Genomic DNA, 21,657 nt, shown 5'->3' with positions numbered 1-21,657 from the left:
TGCGACCCGAGGTTCGGCATGTTTCCGCGTTAAAACGGCAATAGCGACATGAAAAGCGTGCATTTTGCGACACTTTTCTCGGCATCCTGAGTTCGGGGTTAGTTTTCATCTCAATTGCGTTCTTTGTTCTTAGGTTCACTGTCAACGCAGATTCGCTCTGCATTGGATAAACAAGGATTGGGATTTCATGCTTGAAACATCGTTGCGACAATCGTCGCCGCGCTCGTTGCCTAGTGGCGATGGGGTACCAAAGAGAAGGGGCTTTGCGATTCTCCTCGCATCGCTCCTGGCCACGGGCGGTCTTATCGCGACCCCGATGGCCGCGAATGCCGCTACGGGCGCCGTGGGTGCCATCCACAGCGTGGAGGTCACCCAGACGGGATCGCTTCCGCTGCCGCCTCTGGATCCCAGCTTGACGGACGATATCGTCGCCTCGGGCGATATCGTCAAATGGGCGGCGTCTTATCAGGTGTCCACCCCCGGAACCTATACCTTGACCGCCACGGCCCCGGTGGGTTCACGCTTTAGCGAGTCCTCCATTTCGCTGGGTGAGCCCAAGGGCTCAAGCATCAGCGAGGACGGCCGAACCGCGGTACTCCAGCTCACGGCCGATACCGCGGAGAGTAACGTCTGGGCATTGGAAGCAACGGTTTCCGGCGCTAACGGTGGCGAAGCCGCAATTAGCGTCTCCGCCGAGGGCGGTGCCACGGCGAAGTCTGCGCCGACAAAGATCGTGGCCACCCCCGCCTACGATATTGACGCGCTTGGGCACGGCACGGGTCCCGTCACGCTGGATGGCGTGAACGGCGTCGAGATGCGCTATAACTACGGTGTTTTTGTTCCGTACGATGCCGCCATCCAAACGCGCGGGCACGAACCGTTGCGGGCAAAGGACAGCCTGAGCTTCGATCTTGACCTCAGTGCTCTTCCCGACGGGGTCAGGGCGTCTGCACAAAACTCGCCTATCCATTTCAGCTCGCCTTTCCCCGGTAGCTCGGGCGGTGCCGCAAACTCAGTGACAAATTCCGGAACCCAGCGCGTGGTCGTTGACGAGGCGGCGAAGACCGCCCGCGTCACCATCTCCGGAGCCGATACGACGGCGCAACACGTTCCCACTATTTCCAGCGCGGGCGGTGCCATTCCCGGGGATCGGGCCTATGTGATTACTCACTCGATCAAGCTCTGGGTTCCCTCCACGAATGTGCCGGAAAACACCTCGCGGCAGCCCATCGGGATTTCCAATCTTGAAATCCACTCGCTGAGCGATTCACCTAACTCCATCACTCCGGCGCAGATCCAGCCCACCGTGACCATTAATAATGCTTCCGGAGGCGGTTTCTCCGGGCGCTACATGATTCAGGAGGTGGGCGGCGCGGCCCTTCCCGGATGGGAAAGCCCCCAGACGAGCGGCGGCCCGCTGTATCCCGGTCAGCCGATTGAATACCGCTTGCAGTTGAATAACGACAACCCCCTCGGATTGGAGCGTTCAGACTCCCGCGGGGCCATCGTCCTGACCGGTGACGGGCAGGCGCCCACGGGCGACCTGGAACTCTTTGGGACCGCCTTTACCTTCAAGGATGTTGAATACGGAACCCTGGTCTACCCCGATGACGCCGCGCGAGCAGCGGACCAGGGAGAGCCCGGAGACGGTACACCCGGTTGGTATAAGACGCGACGCGACGCGGAGGCCGCGGGAACTATCTCCGCGGTTCGCTTCAGCATAAATGAGAATATTCCGGCCACCCAGTACGCCCGACTCCTGTGGCCGATCACCGTTGGGGAGTCCGCGGGACAGACCGGTCAAAAGATTGGCTTTTTGGGTCAGCACTTCTCCACCGGCATGGCACGTCCGGCCAGTAGCGAGCGTTATGGATCGTCCTTCAACAGCCAACTCCGCGTAGATATCTCAGGCGCGGAGGGCAAAAACGTTGGTCCCGCTGGTACCCGTGAAGTGGTCCTCAAAACGAGCGTTTTGAATGAGTATATTCCCGGCGCGCAGGTCTCGGATAAGGATGTGTCCGTCAAGGTGGTCCTTCCCCCGTCGGTCTCCTATCAGGGAGGAAGCGCCTCGCAGAACCCGAGCAACGCCGAGACGGATGCTGAGGGAACCACCACGCTGACCTTCACGTTTGCGGAATTAACCTCGGCAGACTCCGATGCAATCACGTTTAACGTGGTCGCAAACCCCAACGCCGCAATGCCGGAAACGGTTAACCTTTCGGCGGAGATCGCCTCGGCCACAAATGCGGAACCCGCGTCCGTTCGAACCGGCACGGACTTTTTTTATATCAATGCACCGTCCAATTTTGGTTATGAGCTGTCCGAATCAACCCGGGTGATTGAGCCCGGGGACGAGATCACCTATAACCTCGCGGGTTTTAACACCCTCGCCACATCCGTCGGCGAGTTTACCGCGGTGAGCGTTCTCCCCTATGACGGAGATATCAACGGAAGTACCGGGATTAAAACCACGCTTCGTTCGATGGAGATCGCCGATACGCTTCGCGCCTGGATCACCGCGGATGACGCGGCATCGGTTCGCACCGCGGTACAGTCCGATGTTAATTCAACGGCCGTTACCTGGATCGCGTTTACCCCCGGCATGGACGGTCTTGAGAAGGCCACCGCCATCAAATTCCAGAAGCCCACTCTGAACGCGGGCGAGTCCGTCTCGGCAAAATACATTGTGTCCGCGGAACTCCTGGGACAGCCGCAGAAGGCGGTCGTGAAGAACTCGCTGACCGCTGTGAGCGCCTCCGCTATCGCCTCGGGCAGCATCTCGAAGGATGTGGCGGGAGTCTCCGCCGATCTGGTGCAGTCCAGCCTGACCGGTATTGCGTATCGGGACGATAACTTCAACGGTAAACACGATGCGAGCGATAAAAAGGTCGCGTCCGCCGTGGCCACCCTCTCGGGCTATTCCTTTGGTCCCGACGGCATCGATTCCGGTGGAAACGGCGATGATGTGGCCGTGCCCGCGGGGGTAACCGTCACCACCGATAACTCCGGCAAGTTTATTTTTGCCGGGTTGCACTCGGGACGGTACTCGGTCTCCGTGGATGCTCCCGCCGGTTTTGAAACCAATGGCGATGTCCTCTCCGAGGTTGTGGTGGCCAGCGATACCGAGGTCATCTCGACGTCAAATATTGGCTTTGTGGATTCCTCGGCTCTTCCCGTAGCCGCGAACGATAGTGTCCGCATTGCCGATGCGAAGGCGACACTGGATGTGGTCTCCGGCACCACCGGCGGGCTGGTCGCCGACGCGGGAACCGATATTAAGCTGAACCCCAAGCACACGCCCGTGGTTGCCCCGCAGGGAGCGGCGACGGCCTCCTATGAGGGTGGCAAGCTCATGCTGACCCCGAAGATCACCTGGGCCGACGCGGAAACCTCACGCGTCGTCACGGTGACCTACGAAATCATCGGTGTGCTGGGCAAGACCAGCACCGCACAGGTTGAGGCAGTGGTCCAGCGTGCCCCGGTGAATACCGGAGACACCACTCTCCCCACCCTGGCCCGGTCCGGGGCACAGGCAACCACAACGGTCTCGGTTGCGACGCTTAATGCCGCCGCGCTGAGCACCGTCGCGGTGAAGACCCAGCCCGCCGGCGACCCCGAGGTCACCGTCACGGGCGATCAGCTCCTCGTGGACTCGAAGGGGGCAGCGGCCGGTGACTATAGCTTTGTCCTGACACTGACCGATGACCTCGGCCAAAAAACCGATGTGACCTATACGTTCTCGGTCCAGGCCGCCCCCACGGGTGCCGCACAGGATCTGGGCAAGGTCGCGGTGGGACAGAGCCTCGCGCCGTTTACCCCCGAGGTCAGCGGCGTGGGTGTCACCAGCGCGCAGAGCGCCGATCCGGCCCCCAGCAAGGGAACAGTGGCGTTTGACGCCGACGGCCGGATCACCTATACCGCGCAGGATGTGGGCGGCAAGGACACGTTCTCCGTGACCTATGTTGACAACCTAGACCAGAGCGTGGTGGTGGTCTATACGGTTGAGGTCGTGGAGGGCATCACCGTGGCACCGGTCGAGGCGCAGCGAGTGGCGCTGAGCGGCACCACCGTCTTCAGCAATGTGATCGGTATCCCCACGGGGAACTCGCTGATCGCGTCCGAGCTCACCGCCGAGGCGGCCACGCTGGGTACCGCGACGGTTTCGGCCGATGGCACATCGGTCAGCTATGTTGCCGGTGACAGCGCGGGCACCGATACCTTCTCGGTCCTGTTCACGGGTGCGTTTGGTGCACCCGTGACCGTGACCTATGAGGTACTCATCCAGGAACTGCCGACGGCAACCGCCGGCAGCGCCACCGTGGTGGAAAAGGGAACGAGTAGCTATAACGCCGCACCGGTTTCCCCCGGTGGGCTGGCCGTGACGGAGGCCCGGGTAACCGGTTTCCCCGATTCGGTATCCTTTAGTGCCGACCCGAGCGGTGAGGTTACCTTTGACGCCAAGGATAATACCGCGGGTACCTTCAGTGCCCAGGTGTCCTTCCGCGATGAACTCGGACAGTGGTCCGTGCCGGTGACCTATACCGTCACTGTTCAGACCAAGCCCGCCGCGGCGGATTTGAGCGCCGTTATCGGTGTGGGCAAGGCCCATACCTTCACCACGGGTGTCACCGGAACCGCGGTCTCGGCCGCGGTAACGCAGCAGCCCACCACGGGTACCGTAGTGGTATCCGCCGATGGCGCGACCGTGAGCTATACCGCGGCGTCCACGGACGGTGCCATGTCCTTTACCGTCACGTATACCGATGATCTGGGTCAGAGCACCGAGGCCCAGTATCGGGTGGTTGTGCAGGCGGCACCGGCGGTCAGCGGAGATACCTCCCTGATCCTGGGTGAGGACCAGAGCGCGGCCTTTGATGCCTCGCTGAGTACCGAGGCCGGACTGGCCTCGGCACGGGTCACGGGTGCACTGCCCGATGGCCTGAGCGTGGACATCGACCCGGTCACGGGCACCGTAACGGTACACTCCGGTGACGCCGCCGCGGGGGAACACCGCTTCACGGTGACCTATACCGATACGCACGGAAATACCTCCGACGTGGAGTACACCGTGACTGTGCAGGCCAAGCCCGTGATCAACGACGGTCTCCCGGTGGAGACCATCGTGCCGCAGAACGGGGAGGTCCAGCTTGATGAGGTTATGTCAAGCACGGGCTCGATCCTGACGCGCGAGGTTATCTCGGCTCCTGCCGCGGGCAGCGTGCGCCTGGCATCGGTACACTACAACGCCGAGGGTGCCGAGGCGGGAACCTACGGGTTCACCGTGCGGTATACCGATGACCTGGGTCAGAGCGTGGACGCCGAATATCTGCCGACCGTCCAGCCCGCTCCCTCCGGAATCGGGCGCACCGTGACCGTGAACTACGGCACCGAGCAGATTGCGCTGGACCCGATCGCCGATGCGAACGGAACCAACCTGATCCCGCTGACCGATAGCGATATTTCGCGGGTCAGTGCGGGTTCGGCCCGGGTAGCCGATGCCCTCGTGGTATTCAGCCCCCCGGCCGAGACGAGCGGGTCGTATACCCTGAGCGTTCAGGTCTCCGATGACCTGGGCCAGAGCGTTGTTCTGGACTATACGGTGATCGTGACCGAGGCCAAGGTTGTGGCCGAGGAGAGCGATAACTCCCTGGCCATCACCGGCGCGCAGATCGGTGGGGCCCTGGGTGTCATGGCCCTGCTCCTGGGGGCGGGGGCCGTGCTGCTATTCCTGCGCCGCCGTCGCGCGGAACAGGAGTAAATAGCCGTTAGCGTTTACGACTAAAAACTAAATATCTGGAGTGCCCCAGCCCTTTCGGGCTGGGGCACTCCGGTGTTATTATGCACTCCAGAATCCAAACAACGGTTATGAATTACGTTTGTTTAAAGCTCCGGATAGTGTCCACGCGAAGAAAGGGTCGCTTGTTGACTCACGACGCTCAAGAATTAGCCGCGCAGAATCCACGGGACTCGGCGCAGCCGGATAAGTTTAAGCGCGACCAAAGACTCCTCCAGGCCCTGCGCGAGGGAGATACCGCGGCCGCCGAGGAGCTTTACCGGCTCCATATCGATGCCGCCAGGGCCCTTGCCTATCGACTCACCGGCTCCTCGGCACTCGCCGAAGACATCGCCTCCGAGGCCTTCACCCGGGTCTTAGAGGCCATCGACCGGGGCAGCGGCCCCACCGTTTCGATGGATTTTTATCTCGCCACCAGCGTGCGTTCGGTGGTCTATAACCAGGCTAGCGATCATGAGCATCCCGTGGACGGCGACTATCTGACCCAGCTCGCCGATGAAAACACTTTTATAGAATCCACCGCCACGGAGAATAGCGATCTTGAGGTGGCGGCCGTCACCGCCTTTAACAGCCTCGGCGAAGCCGATCGAAACCTGGTCTGGTCGCGCGCCATCGAGAATATTCGGGTCATCGACCTCGCGGAAACTCTGGGCATCTCCCCCACCGCCGTCTCCGTTCGTTATAACCGGGCGCGGGCCCGGTTTAGGGATTATTTTCTGCGCGCGCTCTCCTCCGAGGCCGATAACGACGAGTGCAGGCAGATCCGAGACAGCCTCGGGAAGCTCGCGATTGGAACACTCCCGGCAAAGCGAAAGGCCGAGGTGGAACGGCACCTCGCCGGGTGCCCAGACTGTACCGCCGTGGCACAGCGACACCGCGCGATGGCCCAGCGCTTCCTGGTGCTCATTCCCTCCTTCGGAGCGGGAACGGCGCTGGCGCAGGCGGCTCGTACCCCCGCGGCGAGCGCCCTCGCGGGCCTGACCAAGGCGGGCGCGGCGCTGCCCGTGGCCCTGGCCGGCGCGGCGGCAATCCTGCTTGTGGTCGCCGGCTTTGGCCTCGTGCAGCGCGTGCAGGAAACCCGTTCCGCAAGCGAGTTCGCGCTGGCGGGGCTCGGCCCCACGGGAACCTGTTTGGTGGAGTTTGACGACGGTCATGACGGGGAAAAACCGGCCTTTAATATTCTGAACGAGAGTGGCGATAGCTGCGTGGTGACCTATAGCTGGCAGGGATCCCATCTCACCACGGTGAGCGCGCGGGCCGGAACAACCGTGCTGGATGCACCACGAAACGGAACCTATTCCATCACGATCGAGACCTCCGCCGGTCAGATCTCCCGAGACTATACGGTGGGCTAACCCGCGCTTCGCGTATGACAGATTAACCCCGCCCGATTCACCCCCGGGACCACCGCGGTGATTTTGCCGTTTTGGCCGGGATACGCGCGGCGGATCCCCACCATGCGCTACTATTCCAATATTCAATGGAATAAGGGAGTAGCGGCGATGAACGACGCACCATATGAGGACGTGGCGAGGCTCGGGAAGGCCATCGGGCACGGCACCCGGCTCGAATTATTGGAGCTGTTGGCCCAGGCCGAGCAGAGCGTCGAGACGATGGCCGGGTTCACCGGCGCCGGGCTCACCTCGGTATCCGCTCACCTCCAGGTGCTGAAGGGGGCCGGGCTGGTCCTGACCCGCCGCGAGGGCACCCGCATCTTCTATCGCCTCGCCGATCCCGATGTGGCGGGCCTCTTTGTGGCGCTTAAGGCCGTGGCCGCCCGCACCGCCGGGGCCGCCCCGGACGCACTCACGCTCGCCCGGCTCGCCCCCTCCGACCTGCAAAACGCCGTGGTCCTGGACGTGCGCCCCGAACGCGAATATCGCGCGGGCCACTTCGCCGGGGCCGTCTCGCTCCCCCTCGCCGAGCTGCCCGCGCGCGCCGGCGAGCTGCCCGCGGGCCGCCCCGTGATCATCTATTGCCGCGGGGAGTTTTGCCACCTCGCGGCCGAGGCTGCCGAGATCCTGCGCGGCCTCGGCGTGGATGCCCGCGCCCTGGACGAGGGCATCCTGGAGTGGCGCTCGCGCGCCGATATCGCGCTGGAGAAGAGCGCGTGAGCGCCCGCACGCGGGCACTGCCCGAGGAACTCATCGCACACTATCGGGCCGATCCGGCGCGGCGGCAGGCGCTCTATCGCCGCACGCTGAGCATCGTTATCGTCTCGCAGATTTTTGGGGGCGCCGGCCTGGCCGCGGGCGTCACCGTGGGGGCCCTCCTCGCCCGGGACATGCTGGGCTCCACCGGCCTCGCGGGCCTGCCCGCGGCCCTACTCACGCTGGGTTCGGCCGCGGCCGCATTCCTGGTCGGGCGGCTCTCGCAGCGCCGCGGCCGGCGCGCGGGCCTGACCAGCGGATTCCTCGCCGGGGGGATCGGCGCGCTGGGCGTGGTCCTCGCCGCGGTCCTCAATAACGTGCCGCTGCTGTTTATGGCCCTGCTGATCTACGGCGCGGGCACCGCGACCAACCTCCAGGCGCGCTATGCGGGCACCGATCTGGCCACCCCCAAACGGCGCGCAACGGCCGTGAGCATGGCGATGGTCTCCACCACGCTCGGGGCCGTGGCCGGACCCAATCTGGTCACGCCCATGGGACACCTCGCGGAGGGCCTGGGCATCCCCGCATTGGCCGCACCATTCCTGCTGGGTGCCGCCGCCTATCTGGCCGCCGGGATCGTGCTGCTGATCTGGCTGCGGCCCGATCCGTTCCTACTCGCCGCGGCCCTCGCCGAGCACGACCCCGCACCCGCCGCGGATCCCACCCACCCGGATTCCACCCCCGCCGCGCGCAACCGCGGGGTGGTGGTGGGCACCACCGTGATGGTGCTCACCCAGGTGGCCATGGTCGCGATCATGACCATGACCCCGGTGCATATGAGCGCACACGGCCACGACCTGAGCGCGGTGGGCGCCGTGATCGGCGTGCATATCGGCGCCATGTATCTACCCTCGCTCTTCACCGGGATCCTCGTGGACCGGCTGGGCCGGCAGTTCATGTCGCTCACCGCGGGGGTGACCCTGCTGCTCGCGGGAATCACCGCGGCCCTGGCCCCGGCCGATTCGGTCCCGCTGATCATGCTGGCGCTGGCACTGCTGGGGCTGGGCTGGAACTTCGGCCTGATCTCCGGTACCGCGCAGATCATCGATGCCACCCCGCTCGCCACCCGCGCCAAAACCCAGGGCTCGGTGGACGTGCTGATCGCCCTCGCGGGGGCCGGCGGGGGTGCCCTCTCGGGCATGGTCATGGCCGGCTCGGGCTTCACCGTGCTCTCGCTCGCGGGGGGAATCCTCTCGCTCCTGCTGATCCCCGTGGTGCTGTGGTCCCGCCGTCCCCCCGCCGTCGCCGCGGAAGAAACGCTCGGCTAATACCCAGGCTCGCGGCCCTGTCCGCGGGTGGAGGGGTGTGTCAGGATTGAATCATGAGCAGCGAACCCGTCACACTCCCCCGCCCGCTGAGCGCCCGCGTGAGCGCCCCCACCACCGTCACCACCCCGAGCGCCGGGGCCGATCTCACCTGGCGTCCCGCAACCCCCGCCGATCTTCCCGCCATCCTCGACCTGATGCATGCAGCGAGCGCCCTGGACAACCCGCATTTTGTGATGACGATGGACCAGCTGCGCAGCGAATACGAAACCAGCGGCTTTAACCCGGTCACCGATTCGATGCTGGCCCTCGACCCCGCGGGCCGCGCCGTGGCCTATGGTGTGGCGCAGCTCTCCCCCGGCCAGGACACCCTCGTGAAGGTGGAGATCCCCGGCAGCATCCACCCCGATCTCCGCCGCCGGGGCCTCGGCACGGCGCTGCTGACCTGGCAGGAGGAGCGCGGCCTACAGCTGCTCGCGGGCTCCGAGAAGACCGTCCCCGGCTGGCTCAGCACCAGCGCGATGGAACACTCCGCGGGCGTGCGCGCCCTGGCCGCGGCCCACGGCTATGCCGAGGCACGCTGGTGGTTTGAGCTGCGCCGCGACCTCGCCGCCCCGATCCCCGAGGTCGCGCTGGATTCCGAGCTGCGCCTCGCGGTTCCCGATGAGGAGCTCTCCGAGCCCACGCGCGAGGCGTTTAATGATTCCTTCCGCGATCACTGGGGCTCCCAGCCCACCACGCGCGAGGACTGGGAATCCCAGGCCAAGCTGGATACCTTCCGCGGCGATCTTTCGCGCGTGGCCGTGGCCCCGGATGGCACCGTCGCGGCCCTGGTCATGAGCGAGGTGAACCGCGCCGAGTGGGAGCCCGCGGGCTTCAGCTTTGGTTATATCGGCCTCGTCGCCGTGCGCCGCGCCTGGCGCGGCCGGGGCCTCGCCCAGTCCCTGATCGGGGAGGTGCTCGCCGCCTATCGCGCGGAGGGCTTCGAGAAGGCCATGCTGCATGTGGACTCCGAGAGCCCCACCGGCGCCCTCGGCCTCTATACCAAGCTGGGCTTCAGCCCGGATGAGCGCTCGGTGAGCCTGGTCCGCGAGTTTTAGCCATTAACGCAGGGGCGGCGCCCGCTCCCCCACCGGGAACGGGCGCCGCCGGCATAGTGCGGGTTAGCGGACCACCGTGAAGGTCGCGCGCAGCAGTGCCTCCTCGCGCGAGGAGGGACCCACGCGCAGCTCAAACGCGCCGTCCTCGATGATGCGGTTACCCTCGGCATCCACGATCGTGCACTCGGCCACGGGCACCTCCACGCTCACGGTCACCTCGGCACCGGGCTCCACGTCCACCTGCCGATAGGCCTTGAGCTCCTTCTCGGCCCAGCTCACCGAGGTCACGGTATCGCTCACATAAACCTGCACGGTCTCGCGCGCGGGCCGGGAACCGGTGTTTTTCAGGGTGATCTCGGCGCGCACGGTATCGGCATGACCCAGCGTGGTCGCGGCCAGGCGCAGATCCGAATATTCCACGGTGCTGAAGGACAGGCCCTCACCAAAGGCAAACGTGGGGCTCTGCGTGAGGTCGGCATAGCGGCTACCGTGCTGTCCGCGGATCTGGTTGTAATACGTGGGCTGCTGGCCCGCGTGCTTGGCAAAGGAGATCGGCAGGCGGCCGCTCGGCTCAATCTGACCCAGCGCGATCTCGGCGATCGCCTGGCCACCCAGCATGCCCGGGCTCGCGGCCCAGATCACGGCGGCGGCATTCAGCGCCGATTCGGGCAGCACCAGCGGCTTGGAGGCGATCAGGACCACGATCAGCGGCGTTCCCGTCTCGGCGAGCGCGTCCAGCAGCGCCACCTGGCCACCAATCAGCTCGAGGGTCGCGGTCGAGCGGCCCTCTCCCACGAGCTCAATATGATCGCCCACCACGGCAACCACATAATCGGCCGCGCGGGCGGCCTCCACGGCCTCGGCGATCTGCGCGGCATCGGGCTCCACGGGCACCACCACCTGCGGGCGCGGCTGACCATCGGGGAAAAACTCCCCCTCGGGATCGGCCGCGAGGGTCAGGATATCGGCGCCGCGGTGATAGCTCACGTCCCAGTCGGCGGGGCTCGCCTCGCGGAAGCCGTCAAGCACGGTGCGGATCATCTCGCGCGGGTGGCCATCGGGCAGCCAGCCGGCCTGTCCCGAGTTGCCGGCCCAGTCTCCGAGCTGGTTCTGGGCGTCATCGGCCACCGGGCCCACCACGGCGATGCGGGTGCGCGGGGCCGCGGGCAGCGGCAGCACACCCTCGTTGCGCAGCAGCACGATGGAGCGGCGGGCCACCTCGAGGTTCAGTGCCGTGTGCTCGGCGCTGGCGATCACGCGCTCCTGCGCCTCGGAATCGGGGTGGCGCGGGTTTTCAAAGAGGCCCAGCTCAAATTTCAGCGTGAGGATGCGGCGCACGGCGGGGTGCAGCTCCTCCTCGGTCAGCAGGCCCTGGGAAATGGCGTCCAGTGCACCGCGGAAGAACTTCGGCGTGGTCATCACCATATCGTTGCCGGCCTTCACGGCGGCGGCCGAGGCGTGGGCATAATCGGGCTGCACCTGCTGCTCCCAGACCATCCGGCCCACGTTATCCCAGTCGGTGACCAGGGTTCCGGTATAGCCCCATTCGCCGCGCAGCACGTCGTTGAGCAGCCAGTTATTCACGGTGATCGGCACACCATCGGTGCTCTGATAGCCGAGCATAAACGTGCGGCATCCCTCGCGGGCCACGCGCTCAAACGGCGGCAGGAACCACGAGCGCAGCTTGCGGCGCGAGATATCGGCCTCGCTGGCATCGCGGCCGCCCTGGGTCTCGGAATAGCCGGCGAAGTGCTTTGCGGTCGCGAGGATCGCGGTGGGATCGCCGAGCCCGTCGCCCTGATAGCCGCGGACCATGGCCGAGGCCAGCTCGCCGATCAGGAACGGATCCTCACCGAAGGTCTCGTTAACCCGACCCCAGCGCAGGTCGCGGGCGATGCAGAGCACGGGAGAGAACGTCCAGTGCACACCGGTCGCGGCGGTCTCGATTGCGGTGACCCGCGCGACGGCCTCGGTCAGCTCGGTATTCCAGGTGCCGGCCATGCCGAGCTGGGTGGGGAAGATCGTGGCGCCCTCCCAGAAGGAGTTGCCGTGGATGCAGTCCTCGCCCACGAGCAGCGGGATCTGCAGCTCGGTGCGGGCGGTCAGCTCGTGGGCGCGCAGCACCCGCTCGGGCGAGCTGTGCAGGATCGAGCCGACGTGGGTATTCAGCACGTGATCGTCGAGGTCATCGCGGGCATCCAGCTGGAGCATCTGCCCCACCTTCTGCTCGCGGCTCATCCGGCCCAGCAGGTCCTCCACGCGCTCGGGAATGCTCAGGGAGGGATCGCGGAAGGGAAGTTCCGGGGAGGTGTTTTTTACCATGTTGTGTCCTTAAACCCGCGGCGGCACGGGCCGTCCGGGGTGTGTTAAAAGTGGTGGTGGCGGGTTAGTTACCGGCCGGGGGTGCGGGTTCCTCACCCGGGTCCTGGGTGCGCACGGCGGTCACGCTCGAGCTCATCTTGATGCCCTTCTTACGCATCGCGCGGGCCCGCTCGCCGGCGCTACGCAGGCGGGGGTTCACGTATTCATCGATGCCAAAATTGATCAGCGAGAGCGCCATACCCAGCAGCGCGATGCACAGACCGGCGGGCACATACCACCACCAGAAGTCCGGGAACGCACCGTTTTGCTGCGCCCAGAACAGGATGGTTCCCCAGTTCAGGTTGGTGATCGGGATCACGCCGATAAACGCCAGCGTGGTCAGTCCCAGCACCGCGGCGGTCACGGTTCCCACGAAGCTCGACGCGATGATCGCGGTGAGGTTGGGCAGCATTTCCACCGTGATGATGCGGTAGAGCGGCTCGCCATTGGCGCGCGCCGCCTGCACAAAATCGCGGTTGCGCAGCGACATGGTCTGGGCGCGCAGCACGCGCCCACCCCAGGCCCAGCCGGTGATGGCGAGCACACCCGAGATCAGCAGCAGCGAGGGGTTTTGATATTGCGAGGCCACGATGATGATCAGCGGCAGCCCGGGCAGCACCAGGAAGACGTTGGTGATGGCCGAGAGGCCCTCGCTCTTCCACCCGGAGATATAGCCCGCGGTGACACCCACGACCACGGCGATCAGCGTGGCGATGATTCCGGCCGCAAAACCCACCACAAGCACGCCGCGGGTTCCGTAGATGATCTGGCTGAGTACGTCCTCGCCCATATGGGTGGTGCCCAGCCAGTGCGCCGCGGAGGGCGGCTGCTTCAGCGCCGTGAAGTCCTTATCCAGCGGGCCATAGGGCGCGATCAGATCGCTCAGCAGGGCGATCAGGACAAAAAATCCGAGGATGATCAGTCCCGCGATGGACTTGCCGTTGCGGAACATCGAGAACGACTGTCCCAGCTTGGACCAAAAGGTGCGCGGGCGCGGGGCGACCGGGGTGACCGGGGCTGCCGGTTCCTGGGCGGCCAGGACCGCGGTTTCGGGATGAGTCATGGCTTTAGGCCTCCGTCTGGCGGGTGCGCGGGTCGAGGATCGCATAGGCGATATCGGCGAGGATATTCGCCACAAGAATCGTCAGCGTAATGATGAGGAATAGCCCCTGCATCAGCGGGTAGTCCTTGGCGTTGGTGGCGTCCAGCAGGAGCTTTCCCACGCCGGGATAGGAGAACACCAGCTCCATCACGAGCGTTCCACCGACGATAAAGCCGAGGGATAGCGCGAAGCTGGAGAGCTGCGGGAGGATCGCGTTGCGCGCGGCATAATTCATCAGCACGCGGCGCTGGGTGAGGCCCTTGGCCTGGGCCACGGTGACATAGTCCTCATCCATCACGGTCACCATCATGTTGCGCATTCCGAGGATCCAGCCACCGAGCGAGGTGATCACGATGGTCAGGGCCGGCAGGGTGCCGTGTTGGATCACCTGGCCGATGAAGTCCCAGGAGAACGCCGGGGTTGAGCCCTTGTCATAGGCGTGCGAGGCGGGGAACCAGCCGAGCGTGGTGGAGAAGAACGCGATCGCGATCAGACCCATCCAGAAATACGGCACGGTCGAGAAGAACGTGGCCACGGGCACCACAAAATCGGCGCGGCTTCCGCGCCGCCAGCCCACCCAGGCGCCCACGGACGTGCCGATGAAAAAGGACAGCACGGTCGCGATACCCACCAGGCCGATGGTCCAGGGCAGCGCCGAGGAGATCACATCGGTCACGGGGGCGAGGCCCTTGGAGAAGGAGCGCCCCAGGTCGCCCGAGAACAGCAGTCGCCAATAGTCGATGTACTGTTCGAGCAGCGAGCGGCCGTCGTCCAGCCCAAAGAGGGTCTTGAGCGATTCGATCGCGTCGGGGCTGATCTTGCCCTGGTTTTTCGCCAGATAGGCGGAGATCGGATCGCCCTTCATCATCCGCGGGAGGAAGAAGTTAATGGTGATCGCGGCCCACGCGGTGAACAGATAAAACGCGGTGCGGCGGAGGAAAAATCTCACGGGGTCAGCTCCGGGGGGAAGGGGTCGAGCCGGGGGTGGCGAAGTGCTTATCCGGGTCCGGGGACGCATCGCGCAGGGCCCGGGTGTACTCGTGCTGCGGGTTGAGGATCACGTCATCGGCGTTTCCACGCTCGACCACGCGGCCGTGGTGCAGCACCATGATCTCGTCGCTGAAGTGGCGCGCGGTGGCCAGGTCGTGGGTGATATACAGCACCCCGAGGTTGGACTCGCGCTGCAGGTCCCCGAGCAGGTTCAGCACGCCGAGGCGGATCGAGACATCGAGCATCGATACCGGCTCATCGGCGATCAGCAGCGAGGGCCGCGAGGCGAGGGCGCGGGCGATGGCCACGCGCTGGCGCTGCCCACCCGAGAGCTCGTGCGGGCGGCGGTCGATGGTATCCGCGGGAGACAGGCGCACCCGCTCCAGCAGCCGGATCACCTCGTCCTCCACCTGATCCGAGGGCACCACGTGGTCCAGGCGCAGGGGGCGCTCGATGTGGTGCCGGATGGTGTGATACGGGTTCAGCGAGGCGAAGGGGTCCTGGAAGACCATGCGCACCTGCTGGCGATAGCCGCGCAGGGCGCGTCCGCGCTTGGGGATCGGCTTGCCGTCCAGCAGCACCTCGCCCGAGCTTGCGCGCTCCAGCTGGGTGAGGATCTTGGCGATCGTGGACTTGCCGCTGCCGCTCTGGCCCACCAGGGCGATGGTCTTCCCCGAGGTCAGTGTGAAGTTCACCCGGTCGAGGGCGAGAAACTCGCCGGATCCGCGGACCCGGTATTTCTTGGAGACGTCGTTAAATTCGAGGGTCGTCATGGCGGTTATTCTCCGGTTTGCTCGGCGGCGGGCGAGACGGCTCCGCGCACAAAATCGCCGCGCTCACCGGTCAGGCTCGGGAACGAGGCCAGCAGCTTACGCGTGTACTCGTGCTGGGCGTGGGTATAGATCTGCTCGGCGCTGTTAATCTCCACAACCTTGCCCGCGCGCATCACGGCGATCCGGTCGGAGATTTCCAGGAGCAGGGGAAGGTCGTGGGTGATGAAGATCACGGAGAACCCAAATTCGCGGCGCAGCTCGGAGATCTGCTGCAGGATTTCGCGCTGCACCAGCACGTCCAGTGCGGTGGTCGGCTCGTCCATGATCATCAGCTGCGGCTTCAGGGCGAGGGCCATCGCGATCATGACGCGCTGGCGCATACCGCCGGAGAGCTCATGCGGGAATGCGCGCAGGCGGTCCCGGCCCACCCCAACAATATCCAGGAGGCGTCCGCATTCCTCGCGGCGCTCGGCGCGGCCCATCTCGGGGCGGTGGGTCTGGAAAACATCGGCGAGCTGCTTGCCGATATTCACCACGGGGTTCAGGGCGTTCATCGCACCCTGGAACACCATCGAGGCCTTATCCCAGCGGAAGGCGCGCATCTGCTCATCGCTCAGGGTATTCAGGTCGATATCCGTGCCCGATTCATCGTGGAAGATGGCCGAGCCGCCCGTGATCACGGCCGGCGGCTTCAGCAGGCGCTGCACGCCATAGGCGAGGGTGGTTTTTCCGCAGCCGGATTCGCCGGCGAGGCCGAGGATTTCGCCGCGGCGCAGGGTGATCGACACGTCGCGGACGGCTTCGACGGGGGGATCCACGTCGTACATCACGCTGAAGTTCGAGACCGTCAGCAGATTATCGGAGGTCACAATGCTTTCCTGATTCTTTAGAAACGTCACGTTTAGGGGGAGGAGAAAACGTGTTTTCCCGGCAGGGCGGGGGGGGGCCGGACACGCGATGCGTGCCCGGCCCCGACCCCCGGGGTGGCTCGAAGCGGCGAGGCCCCCCGGCCCCCCGCCCCCCCCCCCCGGCCCCCCCCCCCCCCCCCCCCCCCCCCCGGGGTGGCTCGAAGCGGCGAGGTTACTCGGCGGCCTTGAGCTTGGTGAGGATCAGCACGGCGTTCGGCTGGGTCGGGTCCGCGGGAGCATACGCGTCCTTCTCATTGGGCCAGCCGACGTAGCTGCGGGTGTTATACGAACCGATATAGGGGCGGGTTCCGATGGCCATGGCCGGGACGTCCTCCACAAAGATGGTCTGTACCTTGGCGAGGGCCTCGGTGCGGGCGGCATCCTCGGTGGCATTGGCGTATTCGGCCAGCGCGGTGGTCACGGCGGGGTTGTCATAGCGACCGAAGTTGAAGTCGGCGCTTTCGCCGAGGGCCTTCAGGCGGGCGCCGTCCATGATGTCGCCGTAGATGTTGAAGGGCGTGGAACCGGTATCGGTCCAGTGCAGGATGGCCTGGAAGTCACCCGTGCTCTTCTTTTCCCACCAGGTATCGGAATCGGGGGTGGTCACGGTGGCGTCCACGCCGAGGGTCTTCGCGGCGTCGGCGATCAGGCTGATGCCGGTCACGTAGTCGTTCCAGCCCTGGGGCACGGTGATATCAAAGGTCACGGCCTCGCCGGCCGGGTCGTTCAGGGTCTCGCCGGACCAGGTATAACCGGCCTCGGTGAGGGTCTTCTTGGCGGCATCGAGGTCCACCTTGAACTCCTTGCCCTCATACTCGGGCGAGATGAAGGGGTCACCCGCGGGGGTGGGCAGACCGGTGATCGAGCTGATCGAGGGGATTGCACCCTCGCGGGCGATCTCGCGGTGCTTATCGCGGTCGATCACGAGGTTCATGGCCTCGCGGAAGGCGCGGTTATCAAACGGTGCCTTGGTGGTATTCACAAACATCGCGTCGATTCCGAGGCCGGCGGCGGCCCAGTTCACGTTGTGCTCCGGGTCCTTATCCAGGAACGCCTTCTTGACGTTGGGGATGAAGGCCTGGGCCCAGTCGGCATCGCCGTTGGCGAGCGCGGTGGTCAGTGCGGTGTTGTCGTTATAGGACACGTAGTACAGGGTGGGGACGGCGGGCTTGCCACCCCAGTAGTCATCGCGTGCCTTGAGCTCCACGCTCTGGGTGTCAAATTTGCTCAGGGTATAGGGGCCGGTGCCCACGGGGTTGATGTTCTCGAACTCGGCGGGGTTGTCCACCTTCTCCCAGATGTGCTTGGGGACGATGTGCTTATGCAGCACCTTGTCCTGCTTCACGAAGTTGGAGTTGGCGAAGGAGACGGTGACCTTATCGCCGTCCTGCTGCACATCGGTGACGCCGATGGCGGCGGTGTCGAGCTCGGGCTGGTCCTTGAACATGCCAAACGTATAGGCGATGTCATCGGCGGAGAAATCGGTGCCGTCGTTCCACTTCACGTCCTCGCGGGCGGTGAAGGTCACGGACTTATAGTCGTCGGCCCAGACGATCTCCTTGGCGAGCCACGGCTGTGCGGGCTCGTCCGGGGCGATCAGGTTGATCAGGCCCAGGGGCTCCAGGATGGCGTTGATATAGCCGAGCTTAAGGCCGGAGGAGTCGCCAACCCAGGGGTTATTGGACTCGGTGGCGATGGCTCCATCGGGCTTGGCGATGGTCAGGGCCGAGCCCTTGGCGTCGCCTCCGCCAGCGTTATTGCCACCGGCGCAACCGGTGAGCGCGAGTGCGGCCGCCAGCCCCAGGGCGACCAAAGAGGACTTCTTTGTCATGACTCTCTCCTACTGTGAATGGGCGCGCGACGGCCGGATGCCGAGGCGCGGATATTCGATGTGATTGCAGACACCCCGCGGGTGGTGGTGTGTCTTGGGTTACCGCGCTCCTCGATGTCCGAGGCGATTGCGGCCGGAACGGGGTGCACTACGGATAGCGCACTGCCCGGGGCGAGCCGGAATCGGGTTCTGAAAACCCCTCGGCGAGGCGGGGCCGATACCGCGCAGATTTCCCGCGGATTCCACCGTAGCGGTGGTGGCGGGTGACTGCGCTGTCATGGGCTTTCCTCGTCGTTGAGTCGGTAATCTTTTGAAAGGTTACCGGCTTGTCAGTAAGTGCACAAGTGAGAAACAAAAATGTCTGCAATACTTGCCTTCAGGACTTCGCTCCCGGCCCGCCCGGTGGGCGGCCCTCCCCGGCAATACCCGCGAATTCCCGCGGCACACGCGGGGCACCATTCATTTCCGGGGGCGAATTTCGCATGGATCACAGTCAGATAACAGCAGTAGAGGGGGGCGACCGGGACATGGCCACGGCACCACGAAAACCACGCTCGCGCCCCGAGACGATCCTGCGCCGCCGGGAAATCCTCGAGGCCGCCGTCGAAATCTTCGGCAGCAAGGGCTCGGTAAACGGCACGCTCTCCGATATCGCCGAGCAGGTGGGGATGACCCACGCCGGCATCCTGCACCACTTCGGCTCCAAGGATCAGCTGCTCCTTGAGGTCCTGAGCTTCCGCGATCAGAGCGATGTGGAAAACCTCGAGGAACAGCACATCCCTGATGGCATCGATTTTTTCCGGCACCTCGTGCGCACAGCCTTCCGCAACGCCCAGCGCGCCGGAATCGTGCAGGCCTATGCGGTGCTCTCCGCCGAGTCCGTGACCGATAACCACCCGGCCCGCGAATATTTTGAGGACCGCTACCGCACGCTGCAATCCGAGGCCGCCGCGGCATTCGCCTCGGTCTGCGCCGAGCGCGGCGTGGTCCCTCCCGAGACCGTGCGCCACGCCTCCGCGAGCATCCTGGCGGTCATGGATGGGCTGCAGGTGCAGTGGCTGCTCGATCCACTGCACGTGGACCTCGGGGCAGCCAGCGAGTTTGCGATCGAGGCGATCATCGCGCAGGTACTCGACCCGCGCCCGCCGATCCTCGGCGAATAACAACCTCAGGCTTTTTTCAGTCTGTCCCGCTAAGGTGGCCAACGGCCGATTTACGGCCCACGGGAATTGGGGGAATAGGCATGCGCTCTAGCCTCGCCCGCCCCACCCCGCTGCGCGCCCGCGCCACCCTCCTGGCCCTCGCGCTTCTGGCCGTGATCGCCGTGGCGCTCTTTGCGCCGCGCTGCCCCAGCACCGGCCAGGCCCACGTACCGCCGTCCGGCCAGAGCGCCGTGATGGCGCTGGACTCCGCGGCACCGATCGCCTCCGTGGAACCCGCGGCCCCGGCCGCCGACCGCCGCGCCTCGCTTCCCTCCTGCGCGCAGGAATCCTACGCCACCGCGGCGCATCCGCTGGAGCACGGCGTGGATGAGCCCGCACCGGCCCTACCCGCTCCCACCCAGGACGCGGCCGCCGCGGCAGTGCCCGGGCCGGAGATGCCACCCGCGGCCCGACTCGCCTCCCCCACCACACTCACCCCTCAGGATCTGGGGATCTCCCGCACCTAGGCCACCCGCGGCGTCCCCTCCCGGTCGCCCCCGTGCCCGTTCCGGCGATTCCGGCCTGCCCCGGCGTTTTGCGCGCCCGCGCGGACCGGAGTCCCCGATCAGCGCCGCGCCACGTCCGTTATGGACCCGCGCCGCCCCCGCGAGACCTTCCCTCCGTCCTAAGGAATTTCATGAATACCCCCACGAAAAAAACACTCTGGATCGCGGCGACCGCCGTGGCCGCCACCGCCCTCGCGATCGTCATGGTCACGGTGGGCAGCCCCGCGCCCGAGGAGAGCGCCCGGGTCACCTCCCCGATCATCGAATCGGAGGTGCAGCACGGCCCGCAGCCGGAGATCAACCTCGCGCGGCGCATCGACGGCGATACGCTCGCGATCGGCGCGGTGGATGCCCCCGTGGTGATGGTGGAATACGCCGATTATCGCTGCCCGTTCTGCGGCGTTTTCTCCCGCGAAAGCATGCCCAAGCTGACCCAGGAGTTTGTGGACTCCGGGCAGCTGCGCGTGGAATGGCGCGATCTGCCCGTCTTCGGCGAGGAATCGGTGGCCGCCGCCGTGGCCGCGCGCGCCGCGGGCCTGCAGGGCATGTTCTGGGAGTATCACGATGCCCTCTATGCCGCGGCCCCCGAGCGTGGACACCCCGATTATCCGCGCACGGCCCTGGTGGAGTTTGCGCGCGGAATCGGCGTGCCCGATCTGGCCAAATTTGAGGCGGATCTGGATAATACCGAGCTGGAGGACGAGGTCTTTGCCGATCTCGCCGAGGGCAGCGGGCTGGGCATCTACAGCACCCCGAGCTTTGCGATTAACAACACACCGATCGTGGGGGCCCAGCCGCTTGAGGTCTTCCGCGAGGCCATCCTCGATGAGCTGAAGAAGGCCAAATAGTGGATATCGGGTATACCGGGGCCTTTCTGGGCGGGATCCTGACGCTGCTGAGCCCGTGCTCGGTCATGCTCCTGCCGGCGTTTTTTGCCTATGCGTTTTCCAGCCCGGCCAAGCTCTTGCAGCGCACGGGCGTGTTCTATCTGGGGCTGCTCTTTACCCTCGTTCCGCTGGGCCTGCTGGCCGGGGTGCTTGGTTCGCTGCTGACCCAGAATCGCGGGGTCCTGATCACCACGGCCTCGGTGCTGGTGATCGTGATCGGGGCCATCCAGGTTATCGGCATCACCCTGCCCGGGATGACCCGCGGCGCGGCCGGCGAGGGCACCTCGGCGGTATCGGTGTTTATCCTCGGGGCCGTCTACGGTGTGGCCGGGGTCTGTGCCGGACCGATCCTGGGCTCGGTACTCACGGTGGCCGCTACCGGGGGAAACCCGATTTATGGCGGCATCATGCTGGCCATCTTTGCGCTCGGTATGGCGCTCCCGCTGGGCCTGCTCTCGGTGCTGTGGATGCGCTTTAAGCTCGGTTCGCGCGGCTGGCTGAAGCCGCGCCGGTTCCGCATCGGCCCGTGGGAGAACTCGGTCTGGATGGTGGTCTCGGGTGCGCTCTCGATCGGGATCGGTGTGCTGCTGCTCACCACCCAGGGCACCGCATCGCTGGGTGGAATCCTCACCGTGAGCGATCAATACGCGGCCGAGTCCTGGGCCGCCCAGACCTCCTCGCAGGTGTCTAACCTGTGGTTTGTGGTGGTTGCGCTGGGCCTGCTCCTGATCACGGCGACGCTGGTGCTGCTGCGCGGCCGGCGTGCGCGCATGCGCGCCGCGGCATAG

The 21,657-nt window shown here is 65.5% G+C and carries 15 protein-coding genes; 9 read left to right on the top strand and 6 right to left on the bottom strand.

Features of this window, described 5'->3' with window-relative positions:
* Positions 1 to 316: 316 nt before the first annotated feature.
* The 5 genes from KXZ72_RS12955 (at position 317) to KXZ72_RS12935 (ending at position 10,309) form a co-directional block, all read left to right on the top strand.
* Positions 317 to 5,758 carry a putative Ig domain-containing protein gene (locus KXZ72_RS12955; RefSeq protein WP_226081346.1) on the top strand — a complete coding sequence of 1,814 codons (5,442 nt, stop codon included), beginning with the start codon at positions 317 to 319 and terminating at the stop codon, positions 5,756 to 5,758.
* Between the two features lie 164 nt (positions 5,759 to 5,922).
* Positions 5,923 to 7,149 (top strand): sigma-70 family RNA polymerase sigma factor, encoded by a 1,227-nt coding sequence (locus KXZ72_RS12950; protein WP_226081345.1) that lies wholly within the window; start codon positions 5,923 to 5,925, stop codon positions 7,147 to 7,149.
* A gap of 147 nt (positions 7,150 to 7,296) precedes the next feature.
* Positions 7,297 to 7,908 carry a metalloregulator ArsR/SmtB family transcription factor gene (locus KXZ72_RS12945; RefSeq protein WP_226081344.1) on the top strand — a complete coding sequence of 204 codons (612 nt, stop codon included), beginning with the start codon at positions 7,297 to 7,299 and terminating at the stop codon, positions 7,906 to 7,908.
* Positions 7,905 to 9,212, top strand: a complete 1,308-nt coding sequence (locus KXZ72_RS12940; RefSeq protein ID WP_226081343.1) for an MFS transporter — start codon at positions 7,905 to 7,907, stop codon at positions 9,210 to 9,212. Before KXZ72_RS12945 ends, KXZ72_RS12940 begins: the two co-directional genes overlap by 4 nt.
* Before the next feature lie 53 nt (positions 9,213 to 9,265).
* Complete coding sequence (locus KXZ72_RS12935; RefSeq protein ID WP_226081342.1) at positions 9,266 to 10,309, top strand: GNAT family N-acetyltransferase; 1,044 nt, start codon at positions 9,266 to 9,268, stop codon at positions 10,307 to 10,309.
* A gap of 63 nt (positions 10,310 to 10,372) precedes the next feature.
* Here KXZ72_RS12935 and KXZ72_RS12930 read toward each other — a convergent pair whose 3' ends face one another.
* The 6 genes from KXZ72_RS12930 to KXZ72_RS12905 form a co-directional block, all read right to left on the bottom strand.
* The gene (locus KXZ72_RS12930; RefSeq protein WP_226081341.1) at positions 10,373 to 12,631 is read right to left on the bottom strand and encodes an exo-beta-d-1,3/1,6-glucosidase; all 2,259 of its coding nucleotides are present in this window, start codon (positions 12,629 to 12,631) and stop codon (positions 10,373 to 10,375) included.
* A gap of 64 nt (positions 12,632 to 12,695) precedes the next feature.
* Positions 12,696 to 13,733 carry an ABC transporter permease gene (locus KXZ72_RS12925; protein WP_226081340.1) on the bottom strand — a complete coding sequence of 346 codons (1,038 nt, stop codon included), beginning with the start codon at positions 13,731 to 13,733 and terminating at the stop codon, positions 12,696 to 12,698.
* 4 nt (positions 13,734 to 13,737) lie between these two features.
* A complete protein-coding gene (locus KXZ72_RS12920) occupies positions 13,738 to 14,721 on the bottom strand; it encodes an ABC transporter permease (protein WP_226081339.1) in 984 nt (327 codons plus the stop codon).
* A gap of 4 nt (positions 14,722 to 14,725) precedes the next feature.
* Complete coding sequence (locus KXZ72_RS12915; protein WP_226081338.1) at positions 14,726 to 15,535, bottom strand: ABC transporter ATP-binding protein; 810 nt, start codon at positions 15,533 to 15,535, stop codon at positions 14,726 to 14,728.
* Positions 15,536 to 15,540: 5 nt separating this feature from the next.
* Entirely contained in the window at positions 15,541 to 16,362 is an 822-nt protein-coding gene (locus KXZ72_RS12910) for an ABC transporter ATP-binding protein (protein WP_226083531.1), read from the bottom strand.
* Between the two features lie 253 nt (positions 16,363 to 16,615).
* On the bottom strand, positions 16,616 to 18,274 hold the full coding sequence (locus tag KXZ72_RS12905) for an ABC transporter substrate-binding protein (RefSeq protein ID WP_226081337.1): 1,659 nt from the start codon (positions 18,272 to 18,274) through the stop codon (positions 16,616 to 16,618).
* 527 nt (positions 18,275 to 18,801) lie between these two features.
* Between KXZ72_RS12905 and KXZ72_RS12900 the strand changes: the two genes are divergently transcribed.
* The 4 genes from KXZ72_RS12900 (at position 18,802) to KXZ72_RS12885 (ending at position 21,657) form a co-directional block, all read left to right on the top strand.
* Positions 18,802 to 19,437, top strand: coding sequence for a TetR/AcrR family transcriptional regulator (locus KXZ72_RS12900; RefSeq protein ID WP_226081336.1), 636 nt, complete (start codon positions 18,802 to 18,804; stop codon positions 19,435 to 19,437).
* An 80-nt stretch (positions 19,438 to 19,517) separates the two neighbouring features.
* Positions 19,518 to 19,943, top strand: coding sequence for a hypothetical protein (locus KXZ72_RS12895; protein ID WP_226081335.1), 426 nt, complete (start codon positions 19,518 to 19,520; stop codon positions 19,941 to 19,943).
* Positions 19,944 to 20,113: 170 nt separating this feature from the next.
* The gene (locus KXZ72_RS12890) at positions 20,114 to 20,830 is read left to right on the top strand and encodes a DsbA family protein (protein WP_226081334.1); all 717 of its coding nucleotides are present in this window, start codon (positions 20,114 to 20,116) and stop codon (positions 20,828 to 20,830) included.
* Positions 20,830 to 21,657 (top strand): cytochrome c biogenesis CcdA family protein, encoded by an 828-nt coding sequence (locus tag KXZ72_RS12885; protein WP_226081333.1) that lies wholly within the window; start codon positions 20,830 to 20,832, stop codon positions 21,655 to 21,657. Before KXZ72_RS12890 ends, KXZ72_RS12885 begins: the two co-directional genes overlap by 1 nt.

Source organism: Mycetocola spongiae, from assembly GCF_020424085.1.
Taxonomy (GTDB): Bacteria; Actinomycetota; Actinomycetes; order Actinomycetales; family Microbacteriaceae; genus Mycetocola; species Mycetocola spongiae.
The sequence above is the reverse complement of the archived record's forward strand: the minus strand, read 5'-3'. Positions and strand labels throughout refer to the sequence as shown.